18 protein-coding genes are annotated in these 11,274 nt (G+C 68.5%); 5 read left to right on the top strand and 13 right to left on the bottom strand.

Translation table 11 applies throughout. The features are described 5' to 3' along the window. A partial coding sequence (locus ATM97_RS04465; RefSeq protein ID WP_218716649.1) for a hypothetical protein occupies window positions 1-184 on the bottom strand: 184 nt, incomplete at its 3' end. Window positions 185-304: 120 nt separating this feature from the next. Here ATM97_RS04465 and ATM97_RS04460 point away from each other — a divergent pair. Both ATM97_RS04460 and ATM97_RS04455 read left to right on the top strand, forming a co-directional pair. Beyond that, window positions 305-763 carry an SRPBCC family protein gene (locus ATM97_RS04460; RefSeq protein WP_218716648.1) on the top strand — a complete coding sequence of 153 codons (459 nt, stop codon included), beginning with the start codon at window positions 305-307 and terminating at the stop codon, window positions 761-763. Window positions 764-791: 28 nt separating this feature from the next. Beyond that, window positions 792-1,661: a 1,4-dihydroxy-2-naphthoate polyprenyltransferase gene (locus ATM97_RS04455; protein ID WP_218716647.1), complete on the top strand. Its 870-nt coding sequence runs from the start codon at window positions 792-794 to the stop codon at window positions 1,659-1,661. Here the strand turns inward: ATM97_RS04455 and ATM97_RS04450 are convergent. The 6 genes from ATM97_RS04450 to ATM97_RS04425 form a co-directional block, all read right to left on the bottom strand. Continuing rightward, complete coding sequence (locus ATM97_RS04450; RefSeq protein WP_218716646.1) at window positions 1,658-2,044, bottom strand: phage holin family protein; 387 nt, start codon at window positions 2,042-2,044, stop codon at window positions 1,658-1,660. The genes ATM97_RS04455 and ATM97_RS04450 overlap by 4 nt on opposite strands. Before the next feature lie 62 nt (window positions 2,045-2,106). Next, window positions 2,107-2,682: a Clp protease N-terminal domain-containing protein gene (locus ATM97_RS04445; protein ID WP_218716645.1), complete on the bottom strand. Its 576-nt coding sequence runs from the start codon at window positions 2,680-2,682 to the stop codon at window positions 2,107-2,109. Then, complete coding sequence (locus ATM97_RS04440; protein ID WP_110039216.1) at window positions 2,682-2,903, bottom strand: helix-turn-helix domain-containing protein; 222 nt, start codon at window positions 2,901-2,903, stop codon at window positions 2,682-2,684. The genes ATM97_RS04445 and ATM97_RS04440 overlap by 1 nt, the downstream gene beginning before the upstream one ends. 54 nt (window positions 2,904-2,957) lie before the next feature. After that, window positions 2,958-3,500 carry a dihydrofolate reductase family protein gene (locus ATM97_RS04435; RefSeq protein WP_218716644.1) on the bottom strand — a complete coding sequence of 181 codons (543 nt, stop codon included), beginning with the start codon at window positions 3,498-3,500 and terminating at the stop codon, window positions 2,958-2,960. A 51-nt stretch (window positions 3,501-3,551) separates the two neighbouring features. Next, on the bottom strand, window positions 3,552-4,637 hold the full coding sequence (locus ATM97_RS04430; protein WP_218716643.1) for a PLP-dependent cysteine synthase family protein: 1,086 nt from the start codon (window positions 4,635-4,637) through the stop codon (window positions 3,552-3,554). After that, window positions 4,634-4,960 (bottom strand): DUF4229 domain-containing protein, encoded by a 327-nt coding sequence (locus tag ATM97_RS04425; protein WP_218716642.1) that lies wholly within the window; start codon window positions 4,958-4,960, stop codon window positions 4,634-4,636. The genes ATM97_RS04430 and ATM97_RS04425 overlap by 4 nt, the downstream gene beginning before the upstream one ends. A gap of 219 nt (window positions 4,961-5,179) precedes the next feature. On the opposite strand from ATM97_RS04425, the gene ATM97_RS04420 reads away from it, so the two are divergent. From ATM97_RS04420 to ATM97_RS04410, 3 genes are all read left to right on the top strand, one after another. Beyond that, entirely contained in the window at window positions 5,180-5,389 is a 210-nt protein-coding gene (locus ATM97_RS04420; RefSeq protein ID WP_019049435.1) for a BldC family transcriptional regulator, read from the top strand. Window positions 5,390-5,503: 114 nt separating this feature from the next. Further along, window positions 5,504-5,698 carry a hypothetical protein gene (locus ATM97_RS04415; protein WP_218716641.1) on the top strand — a complete coding sequence of 65 codons (195 nt, stop codon included), beginning with the start codon at window positions 5,504-5,506 and terminating at the stop codon, window positions 5,696-5,698. 72 nt (window positions 5,699-5,770) lie between these two features. Next, window positions 5,771-6,427, top strand: a complete 657-nt coding sequence (locus ATM97_RS04410) for a hypothetical protein (protein ID WP_255586998.1) — start codon at window positions 5,771-5,773, stop codon at window positions 6,425-6,427. A gap of 85 nt (window positions 6,428-6,512) precedes the next feature. Here the strand turns inward: ATM97_RS04410 and ATM97_RS04405 are convergent, their stop codons facing one another. The 6 genes from ATM97_RS04405 to ATM97_RS04380 all read right to left on the bottom strand — a co-directional run bounded on the left by ATM97_RS04405 (window position 6,513) and on the right by ATM97_RS04380 (window position 11,270). Then, on the bottom strand, window positions 6,513-6,689 hold the full coding sequence (locus ATM97_RS04405) for a hypothetical protein (protein WP_218716640.1): 177 nt from the start codon (window positions 6,687-6,689) through the stop codon (window positions 6,513-6,515). A 252-nt stretch (window positions 6,690-6,941) separates the two neighbouring features. Beyond that, window positions 6,942-7,568 carry a hypothetical protein gene (locus tag ATM97_RS04400; RefSeq protein WP_218716639.1) on the bottom strand — a complete coding sequence of 209 codons (627 nt, stop codon included), beginning with the start codon at window positions 7,566-7,568 and terminating at the stop codon, window positions 6,942-6,944. A 123-nt stretch (window positions 7,569-7,691) separates the two neighbouring features. Continuing rightward, window positions 7,692-8,657: a c-type cytochrome biogenesis protein CcsB gene (ccsB, locus tag ATM97_RS04395; RefSeq protein ID WP_218716638.1), complete on the bottom strand. Its 966-nt coding sequence runs from the start codon at window positions 8,655-8,657 to the stop codon at window positions 7,692-7,694. Beyond that, window positions 8,657-10,291: a cytochrome c biogenesis protein ResB gene (locus ATM97_RS04390; RefSeq protein WP_218716637.1), complete on the bottom strand. Its 1,635-nt coding sequence runs from the start codon at window positions 10,289-10,291 to the stop codon at window positions 8,657-8,659. Before ATM97_RS04390 ends, ccsB begins: the two co-directional genes overlap by 1 nt. After that, entirely contained in the window at window positions 10,291-11,103 is an 813-nt protein-coding gene (locus tag ATM97_RS04385; RefSeq protein ID WP_218716636.1) for a cytochrome c biogenesis CcdA family protein, read from the bottom strand. The genes ATM97_RS04390 and ATM97_RS04385 overlap by 1 nt, the downstream gene beginning before the upstream one ends. Continuing rightward, window positions 11,103-11,270 (bottom strand): hypothetical protein, encoded by a 168-nt coding sequence (locus ATM97_RS04380; RefSeq protein ID WP_218716635.1) that lies wholly within the window; start codon window positions 11,268-11,270, stop codon window positions 11,103-11,105. The genes ATM97_RS04385 and ATM97_RS04380 overlap by 1 nt, the downstream gene beginning before the upstream one ends. Between the last annotated feature and the right edge of the window lie 4 nt (window positions 11,271-11,274).

Here is an 11,274-nt window from a genome sequence, read left to right as displayed (position 1 = left end):
GGGCCCGGCCGGGGCGCACGGCCAGGGCGGCCAGCAGCAGCCGCGCCCGCGCGCCGGGCAGCGCGAGCAAGGTCGCGTCGTCGCGGCGGATCGCGATCACGCCGAGCACCCCCACGACGATGGGGGACGCGGCCACCGCGACGGTGGGAGGCGGCCCGTCGGGGCCGAGATGCTGTGCAGACATGCCGCAAGTCATCGTAGGCGAGCGCGACGACGAGCCGGCGTTCCCTGCGGGACCGCCCCGGGCGCGACACCACGCCCGCACGCCGCGGAATTGTCGGTAGCCCGGCTTAGGCTGACCCGCATGGGCGACTTCGAGGTGACCCGGCGCACGACCATTGCCGCCGAACCCGCACGCATCCACGGTTTCATCGATGATTTCCGCCAGTGGCGACTGTGGTCGCCATGGGAGGACGCCGATCCGCAGCTCGCACGCACCTATACCGGCCCCGAGTCGGGTGTCGGGGCCCGCTACACCTGGCGCGGCAACCGTAAGGCCGGCGCGGGCGCGATGGAGATCAAGGCCGACGCCGCGCACGAGATCGGCATCGAGCTGGCGTTCGAGAAGCCGTTCAAGGCCACCAACTTCGTCACCTTCACCCTCACGCCGCGCGGTGCCGCCACCGAGGTGACCTGGCGGATGACCGGCACCCACTCCGGGCTGATGGGCGTGCTCGGCAAGGTCTTCCCGATCGACAACATGATCGGCAAGGACTTCGACAAGGGACTGGCCCGGCTCAAGACCATCGCCGAATCCGCCTAGTACACCGGCCGGGGCTAGGCTTCGATCCATGGCTACAGCAGCGGAATGGATCGAGGGCGCCCGGCCGCGGACGCTGCCGAACGCGATCGCGCCGGTACTCGCCGGCACCGGCGCGGCCGCGTCGATCGGCGGGGCCGTCTGGTGGAAAGCGATACTGGCGCTGCTGGTTTCGCTGGCGCTGATCGTCGGCGTGAACTACGCCAACGACTACTCCGACGGCATCCGCGGCACCGATGATGTGCGGGTCGGTCCGCTGCGGCTGGTCGGCTCGAAACTGGCCTCCCCCACCGCCGTCCGCAATGCCGCGATCCTCAGCCTGGCGATCGGCGCGGTCGCTGGTCTGGTGCTGGCCGTGACGACCGCCTGGTGGCTGGTCGTACTCGGCGCCGTCTGTCTGGCCGGCGCCTGGTTCTACACCGGCGGCAGCAAGCCCTACGGCTACAGCGGTTTCGGTGAGATCGCCGTGTTCGTGTTCTTCGGCCTGATCGCGGTGCTGGGCACCCAGTACGTACAGGCGCTGCGCGTGGACTGGGTGGGACTGCTGCTGGCGATCGGCGTCGGCGCGTTCTCCAGTGCGGTGCTGGTCGCCAACAATCTGCGCGACATCCCCACCGACACCGAGGCCGGGAAGGTCACCCTCGCGGTGAAACTCGGCGACGCGCGCACCCGCACGCTGCACCTGATGCTGCTGGTCGCGCCGTTCGTGATCAGCCTGGCCCTGGTGGCCCGCACCCCGTGGGCACTGGCCGGACTGCTGGCGTTGCCGCTGGCGATCCGTGCCAATGCCCCGGTGCGCACCGGCAAGGGTGGGCTGGAACTGATTCCCGCCCTGCGCGATTCCGGGCTGGCGCTGCTGGTCTGGTCGGCACTGAGCGCGCTGGCCGTCGGACTCGGTTAGTCGTCGCCGTCCGGGACGAGGATGCCGAGCGCCCAGTTGACCAGCGAGATGATCACACCGCCCCAGAACGCCGCCCAGAAACCGTCGACCCGCAGACCGTAGTCGGACAGTTCGGTGATCTTCGCGGTGAGCCAGAGCATGCCCGCGTTCACCAGCAGCAGGAACAGGCCGAGCGTGAGGATCACGAACGGCAGGGACAGGAGCTTCACGATCGGCTTGATGACGGCGTTCACCGCGGTGAACACCGCCGCGACGATCAGGATCACCAGGGCTTTGCCCCAGTTCCCCGAATCGGCCGGGACCAGGATGTCGATCTTGTCGATCCACGCCGCCGCGGCCCAGATGGCAATGGCGTTGATGACCAATCGAATGGCTAGCTGCATAGAGCCATGCTAGGCCCGGAAACGGACATTGCGGCGGGTCTGACACACACCCGACGCAGAATTCACGCTGCGCGGTCGAGCATTCCGTAGACGTCGGCACGCAAGTCGGCGGCCCCGTCGCGGCCGCCGAGCAGGTCGGTGGTGGCCGGGTCGGCGCCGCGCAGGATCCCGAGCAGCAGGTAGGCGGTGGAGATCTCGCGCTCCCTGCGGTGGATCGCCTCGCGCAGAGCGAGTTCGAGCGACTTCTTGGCCGGCCCGGCGAACGGGATGTGCCCGGCGCCCAGCAACCGGCCGAAGACGCCGCGACGGACCTCGGGTTCGGCCCGGTCCCAGGCCTCGGGGCCGAAGTTCTCGGTGACGCTGGCCCGCACGGCGTCGAGGTCGATGCCGATCGAGCGCAGGGCTTCGGCGTCGTCGGCGCCCAGCGGCGGCGCGCTCGTCCGGGCGGCGAGAGCGGTGCGCACCCCGTCGGCGGTGATGCCCCGCGCGTCGAGCACCGCCCGCAGGCCCGGCTCGGCGTGGGTGATCACACCGAGCAGCACGTGCTCGGGTCCGATCTGCTTCGCGCCCAGGTCCTTGGCGTCGTCCTGGGCGCTCACTACCGCCACCCTGGCCTGTCGGCTGAACTTCTCGAACATCAGCGGGTACCGCCCTTCCGGTTGTGTTTCTGATGCACCGCCTGCTTGCTGACCTCGAGCGCTTCGGCAATCGCCTGCCACGACCAGCCGTTGGCCCTGGCATTGGCCACCTGGATGGCTTCGAGCCGGTCGGCCAGCCTGCGCAGGGCGAGTACCGCGCGCAGGCCGACCGCCGGATCGGGATTGCCCGCCGCCGAGGCGAGCGTTGTTGCATCGGTCATGTCGTCAATTTTGATTGACGTTCCACGCGGTGTCAACAAAAATTGACAACACGGTCAGCTCACCCGGTACACCAGCTTCGCGAACTGGCCCAGCTGGGCGACCTCGACCAGCCGCAGCCGATCGGACAGCAGGCGGCGCGGCAGCAACGGGGCGCCGCCGCCGAGGGTCACCGGCGCGACGCCGACGATCACCTCGTCGAGCAGTCCGGCATCGGCGAACTGTCCGGCGAGATCACCGCCGCCGATGATCCAGATGTCGCGGCCGTCGGCGGCGGCGACCATCTCCGCGTGCACCGGCCCGACCTCGCTCGCGACGAAACGCACATTCGCACCGGGCAGCTCGGGCAGCTCACGATGGGTGAACACCCAGGTCGGGCGGTCGCCGTAGTTCTCGTGCCACACTTCGGGCGGCTCGTTGGCCACCATCCACTCATAGGTCGTCGCGCCGAGACACATCGCACCGACGCCGAGCAGGAATTCGCTGACATCGCCGGTCGCGTTGTCGGCGTCGGGGACGGCCATCAGCCAATCCAGCGAGTTGTCGGGATCGGCGATGTAACCGTCGAGGCTGGTAGCGGTGTAGTAGCGGGTCGTCATGGACACTGATCCTGACAGTGAAACCTGACACCTCCGGTCAGGTTTCACCGATCAGCCGTGCCAGCGCCCCGTAGCGGCGAATTCGGTGAGGACGGCGGTGGGTCCGGCCAGGTCGAGATTCTGGGCGTCGAGCCAGGCGTCGTCGAAATAGGTACCGGCGTAGCGGTCGCCGCCGTCGCACAGCAGCGTCACGACGCTGCCGCTACGGCCCGCGGCGAGCAGCTCCGATACCAGATGGAAGGCACCCCACAGGTTCGTCCCCGTCGAACCACCGACCCGCCTGCCCAGCACCGTGCTGGCGTGGCGCGCCGTGGCGACCGAGGCCGCGTCCGGAACCAGGATCATCCGGTCGACGACCTGCCCGATGAAGGACGGCTCGACCCGCGGCCTGCCGATGCCCTCGATCCGCGACGGCATCCCGGTCTCGTAGCCCGCGTCACCGGTCTCGTAGCCACCGAAGAACGCCGAATGCTCGGGGTCGACCACGGCCAGCCTGGTCGCGTGCCTGCGATAACGGATGTAGCGGCCGATCGTGGCGCTGGTACCGCCGGTGCCCGCGCCGACCACGATCCACTCCGGGATCGGATTGGTCTCCAGCGCCAGCTGCTGGAAGATGGATTCGGCGATGTTGTTGTTGCCGCGCCAGTCGGTCGCGCGCTCGGCATGGGTGAACTGGTCCATGAAATGCCCGCCGGTCTCGGCAGCCAGGCGCTTGGCCTCGGTGTACATCTCCGGCGCCCGCTCGACGAAATGACATCGCCCGCCCTGGGCTTCGATCAGCGCGATCTTCTGCGGCGACGTGCTCGCCGGCATGACCGCGACGAAATCCAGGCCGAGCAGCTTCGCGAAGTAGGCCTCGCTGACCGCCGTCGACCCCGACGACGCCTCCACCACCGTGGTGCCCTCGGTGACCCAGCCGTTGCAGATCGCGTACAGGAACAGCGAGCGCGCCAGCCGGTGCTTGAGGCTGCCGGTGATGTGGGTGGACTCGTCCTTGAGGTACAGCTGCACCGGCCAGGCGGCAGGCAGCGGATACCGCAGCAGGTGGGTGTCGGCCGAGCGCTGGGAGTCGGCGTCGATCAGCCGGACGGCGTTGTCGACCCAGTCACGCGGGGCGCTGCGGTCGAGGTATTTCACGCGGCCGACCCGTCGTCGTCACCTCGCAACCGGGCCCGCAGCTGCGCCTTGTCCTGGCGGCGGCGCGCGTCGACGACGGCGATGTCCTCGTTGACCTTCGTGCGCAGCTTCTTGAAGAGGGTGAGCGAGAGCGGCATCGCGACGATCAGCGCGAACAGCGCGGCCACGATGATCGGCACCTCGACGCCGATGAGCTTGGCGACGCCGATGATCACCGCGGCGATCAGCACGACGAGCCCGAGCCGGGCCAGCGTGTAGAGGGCCAGATTGCGGACCAGCCGCTTCCCCGCGCCAGAACCTTGCTGACCAGTTGCTTCACTCACGCCACCAGCTTATGCGCGCCGCCGGTGAAGCCGTCAACAGACCCGCGCACGGCCGAAGGCGGGCCCGACCCCACGACGGCCAGGCTCGGCGCAGCCCCGTTCGCGGCTTTTGTCTATTACTTCCCCTTTACCAACAGTAGGTGGTTCGACTACGTGGGGGTCGCAGTGCGACGATGACGCCATCTGATGAGGGAACTGTCGAGAACGGAGAGGTTAGCTATGACTGCGATCACCGTCGGCGGCCAGGACACTCTGCTGACACCAGGCCAAGTAGCCGCAATGTTCCACGTAGACCCCAAGACCGTCACCCGGTGGGCCCATGCGGGCAGGCTCGGTTCGCTGCGCACGCCGGGCGGGCATCGCCGATTCCGCGAGTCCGAGGTTCTGCAGTTGCTGAAATCGCTCACCACCGAGGCAGCACCCCGCTGACCCGACCGGCCGACGCGAGTCCACCCGGGCTCGCGTTTGCCGGGAATTTCCCTTCCGTTACGGATGTGCACACGGCGCGGACACGGCTACCCTCGATAGCAGGAGGTGAGCGACGTGACGTACGTGTTGGCACTCATCGCGATCGTGGCCGTCGCGGTGTTGTGCTGGAAGGCGTTCGGCCCCGAGAAGGCAGGACCGAGTTCCGGCCCACCGTCGCGGCGACCGATTCTCGGCCCCGACGACGACCCGGAATTCCTCTGGCGCCTCGGCAAGCAGCACCGCGACGATTCCGGCCAGTCCGACCTGTAGTTCGCGCGCGCGTGAGCTTACCCACATACCCCCCGATGCACCGCGAAAAACCCGGGTAGATAACGTATTCCGGTGATCGATGTGCAGCAGAGTTCCATTCCGACCACTTGGCGCGCGGCCGACGGCAGCGCCGTGACGTTCACCGAGGCACGGTCGGCGTGGACTCGCGCCGCACACGAGGTCCTCGCCGACACCGCGACCAGGTTCAACAACTTCATCGTCAACACCGAGTTGGCGGAGCTGGTTCAGGAGGAATCCGGGATCCGCACGCAGGTGAAGTGGCAGCACTGGCTGCCCGTCGTGCTGGACAAGGTCGCCGAGCACTGTCACAAGAACAACGAGCCGCCGCTGAGCGCGCTGTGCGTGCGCAAGAACCAGACCGTGGGCACCGGCTACCGCTACATCCTCGAACTCGCGGGCCTGCCCATCCCCGACGACCTCGAGATGCACGCCGCCGCAGCCCGGTGGCAGTGCTACCAGCACTACGCCACCGATCTCCCCGCCGACGGCGGCCTCCCCACCCTCCCCCCGAAGGTCGCGGCCCTGCGCCAGCAGACCTCCCAGGACCTCGCCGCCGCCGAAGCGGCCGAAGCCGCCGCCAAGCCCAAGCGCACCTCGACGTCCTCACGCCGCAGCGTCACCGTCCCCAAGCCGGAACCGGTCCGCAAGCCCGTCTGCCTCAACTGCCACGTCGAACTCCCGGCCAACAAGATCTGCTACTACTGCTGATCCCGATCGCTCGACCGATGCCCGGACGCTCACCTGAGCCTCCGGGCATCGTCGTCTCCGGGCATCGACGACCACGTGACCGCCGCTACACGGCCTGAACGGTCACCCGGTAGCCGATGGTGATCTCTTTGCCCACATGCGCGGCACCGCCGAGGTAGAGCCATCGCGCGGTACCACCGGCGCGTGGATCAGGAAGGTATGTCGCACGGACGTACTCGACTCCCGACGGGAATCCACTCGCGGGGGCGGACGCGGTGCTCATCCACCACCCTTCAGCCCACACTCGCGGTTCGGGCGCGCCCTCGGACAGCGGTGGGACGTCCGGGAGGAAACCACCGAACTCGTCAGCCGCTGCCCGGGCGGACTGAAAGAACTTCCCCATCATGACGAGTCGCACAACGCCTCCGAAGACCGTGCAGCTCGTCGTGAGCCGCAACGGCGGAGCCGGTTGCGCGTAGAACTCCAAGGCCATGCGCCGACTGTACGGACAAGCCGACCAGGCGGCACAGCATCCTCACTGTGTACCGAACCCGCAGAAGTCGAGCCACCACCAACCGCCGCCCAGTTCCATCGTCGGGCAGACAGGTTCGCCGAACCCGTCGTACGGTCCGGGCTCGGGTGTTCCGACGAAATGCGCGTAGCCGTGCGCGTCGTCGGGGATCCCGATGTAGGTGGGTACGAACCGGACCGGCTGGCCATTACTGGTGCCGATCACTGCCACCTTGCAGTTCACCGAAACAAAACACAGATGCCGTGGCAGGTCGACACCGTAGTAGTCGATGCTGCGAAGCTCCGGCAGCTCCATCGCTGCGACAGCGGCGAAGGCCGGCCGTTCGACCCAAAACCTGGTCCATGCGGCAGCTTTCGGGTTGAAGAAGAGAAAAAGCGACCCGCCGACCCCGATCAGTGCGAGTACCGCGGTTGCCACCAGCGGCCACGGTCGCGTATCGCGGCTGGCCAGAAACAGCACGAACGCGAAGCAGGCCAGGACGATCACGAACACGCCCAGCAGCAGCGGGAAGGCGAGAATCCAGAACTCCGTGAAGACCCAGCCGATATGTAGCGTCACGCCGAGAGCGATCGTGGCCAAGACCGCGGCGCACAGGGGGCCGGCGAAGGATCGAAAAGCCTTGACGAACACGAACGCAGCCTACGTCGGCGACAGCGGTAGCGACCGCGTTCGCCCCGTTCCTCACGTCCGCCGACCACGTCGGGCCGACCTGAGAGACCGGTTATCGCGCTCCCCGGACCAGGGCCGCGCCGCTCAGCTCAGTCCGGCGTAGCTGTGCAGACCCGAGATCACCATGTTGATGATGAAGAGGTTGAACAGCATCGCGACGAAGCCGGCGATGTTGATCCAGGCGGCCTTGGTGTCGCGCCAGCCGGAGGTGGCTCGGGCGTGGAGGTAGGCGGCGTAGAGGACCCAGGCGATGAAGGAGCAGGTTTCCTTGGGGTCCCAGCCCCAGAAGCGGCCCCAGGCGGCTTCAGCCCAGATGGCGCCGAGGATGACGCCGGCGCCGAAGAGGGGGAAGCCGATGATGGTGGTCTTGTAGGCGAGCTGGTCGAGGGTGCGGGCGTCGGGGAGGCGGCGGGCGATGGTGCCGAAGATCGAGTTCGACTCCGCGCCCGCGGGCTGGCGCATGCGGTAGAGGTAGAGCAGGCTGGCGACGCCGGAGACCAGGAAGACGCCGCTGCCGATGCTGACGATGGTGACGTGGATCGGCAGCCAGAACGAACGCAGCGCGGGGACGACGGGCGCGGCGTCGGCGTAGAGGACGGTGCCGGCCAGGAACATCAGGATCAGCACGGGGACCAGCAGGAAGACCCACATGGACCGGTAACGCTGGTCACGCAGGAAGTACAGGCCGATCACCACGGCGGCCGCGGTGGCCATGGTGGTGAACTCGTACATGTTGCCGAGCGGGAAGCGGTGGGTGGCGAAGCCGCGCAGCACGATCGAGCCGACGTGCAGCAGCGCGCCGACGAGCAGTACCGCGAACGCCATGTTGCCGAGGCGCTCGGAGGTCGGCTTGGCGGCCGGGGTCTCGATCCGGCCGGGCAGCGACGGGTCGACGGGCGCGCCCGCGGTGACCAGCTCGCGCTCCGCGACCTTGTTGGCGCGCGCCGAGGCGTACTGCACCAGCAACAGCACCAGCGCCAGGGCGTAGATCGCCATGGCCGACATGAAGGCGAAGTCGCTGTAGCGCGCCACCGTTTCGTCGATCGGCATCAGTTCTCCGTTTCCGCGTCCAGTACCCGCGCGCGCAGCCGGTCGAATTCGCCGCCCCAGCCCGCCTGATCGCTTCTGGCCAGACCGCCCATTTCTACTACGGTCCGTCGTTGATCCACGGTACCTGCCCCGCTCTCGGCGGGGTACGCCCGGATCCAGATTCGGCGCCGCTTGACCAGCAGCGACACCAGCAGGCCCGCCATCATCGTCAGCGCGCTTACCAGCACCCATTGCTGGGCCGGATCGTGCGAGACCTGGAGGTTCACGAATTCCTTCGCGCCGTCGAAGGTGACCTTCGCGCCGCTGGGCAGCGTGGTCGACTCGCCCGGTCGCAGGTTGACCCGCGCCTCCTTGGTGAGCCGACCCTGCTTGATCATCTCCGGGTCCAGCGAGAACAGCGACTGCGAGCGGCCGGTGTCCAGGCCGGTGTTGCCGCGGTAGATGTCGACGGCGACGGCCGGATCGTCCATCGTCGGGAACGACGAGGTGAGCAGGCTGCCGTGGAACAGCGCCGTCGGGGCGAACAGGCCCTCGATGGCGATCTGGTTCTGCCGGCGCTCCTCGTCGGTGGCGTACATGCCGCCGGGCGGGTCGATCCGCAGGACGCCGCTGGACAGGAAGGTCCTGGCGTCGTCGGGGCGCCACTGGATGGTCTCGGTGCGGGTCTGCCCGTTCGGGAAGGTGACGGTGAACGTCGGCGCGAAACCGTGACCCTGCAGGTAGACGCGGTCACCGGCGACGCGCAGCGGATGGTTCACCCGCAGCTCGGTGGAGCGCCAGGTATCGGTGCTCAGGTCTTCGCCCGCCTGGTACTCGACGTTCGAGGTGAACATCTCGGCCTGGCCGGTGGGCAGGTAGTCGGCCTTGAAGTCCTTGACCCGCACGCACAGCGGGGTCATCCCGGTGCCGTCGTTGACATTGCCCGCGCGGAAGGAGTCGAACACCGCAGGCGAGGTGGTGCAGAAGCCGGCGCCGTTGTCGGCGATCACGATGACGTTGCCCTCGTAACCGAACAGCTTGCCCAGCGCGATCGAGGCGAGCAGCCCCACCAGCGACAGGTGGAAGACCAGGTTGCCGAACTCGCGCAGGTAGCCCTTCTCGGCCGACAGCGTGACCTCGCCGTCGCGCTTGCCCGGCCGCACCTCGGTGCGCCAGCCGCGCAGCTGCCCACGCGCCTGCTCGACGACGGCGTCGGCGTCGCGGTCGACGGTCTCGCTGAAGTGGTGCGGCAGCCGGCCCAGATTGCGCGGCGTCGGCACCGGCGGGGTGCGCAAGGCCCGGTAGTGGTCCCAGCAGCGCGGCAGGATGCAGCCGACCAGCGAGATGAACAGCAGCACGTAGATGGCGGTGAACCAGAAGCTGCCGAACACGTCGAACAGCTCGAACCGGTCCATCCACGGACCCAGCGTCGGCCGGTCGGCGATGTACTGCTCGACCTTCTGCGTGTTCAGGCTGCGCTGGGGCAGCAGGGCGCCGGGAATGGCGGCCAGGGCCAGCAGGAACAGCAGCACCAGGGCGGTGCGCATGCTGGTGAGGCCGCGCCAGGTATTGCGGACCAGGGCCCAGGCACGGCCGGGCAGGGACTGCCGGACGGGCGGGTTGGGGGTGGTCGGCGGAGTCAGTGTGTCAGTCATCAGATCGGGAGAGTCACCTCGGAGACGAACCCGTCACGCACCCAGCCGACGAACTGATCCCATGCCCCCGTGACCAGCGCGACGCCGACGGCGACGAGCAGAACACCCCCGATTACCTGAATGGTGCGCGAGTTGCGCCGCAACCATCCCACCCCACGCAGCGCGCCGGCCGACCCGAACGCCAGCACGACGAACGGCAGCCCGAGCCCGAGGCAGTACGCCACGATCAGCACGACACCGCGCGCCGCGGTGGTGCCCTCGGTGCCCGCGGACACCGCCATCACGCCCGACAGTGTCGGCCCGAGGCACGGCGTCCAGCCCAGCGCGAACACCCCGCCCAGCAGGGGCGCGCCGACGATGCTGGTGAACCTGCGCGGTTCCATCCTGGTGTCGCGCTGGAGCGCGGGCACCAGGCCGATGAAGACCAGACCCATCAGGATGGTCACCACACCGCCGATGCGCTGCAGCAACTCCCGGTTGACGTTGAGGGTCTGGATCACGCCGAACACGGTGGCCGTGGCCAGCACGAACACCACCGTGAACCCGGCGACGAACAGTCCGGCGGCACCGGCCACCCGCAGCTTGGCGCTACGGCGCTGCGCGGTGAGCGTGCCCACCTGCGCGGCACTGGCCGGTGGCGCCTCGGCGCCGACCAGTCCGGCCAGATAGGACAGGTACCCCGGCACCAACGGCACGACACACGGTGAAGCGAACGACACCAGGCCCGCGAGCAGGCAGGCACCCAACGCCAACAGCAACGGACCCGATGCCGCCGTCTGCTGGAAGGAATCCCCGACTGCGGCGAGCACCATCACTCGCTGGTGTCCTCGTCACGCTGCTCGTCGCGGGGCAACGACAGGGTGCGCTCGGTCTCGGCCGGTTCGACCGGGCCGAAATCGAACAGGCCCGCGCCGGCGACGCTGCGCGGGACGGTCGCGATGCCCGCCCAACGATCGTCGACGGTCCACCCCGCTCCCATGCGG

This window comes from Nocardia sp. MH4 (assembly GCF_019266065.1).
Classification (GTDB): Bacteria; Actinomycetota; Actinomycetes; order Mycobacteriales; family Mycobacteriaceae; genus Nocardia; species Nocardia canadensis.
Note: the sequence above shows the minus strand (reverse complement) of the source record. Positions and strands in the feature narration are given on the sequence as shown.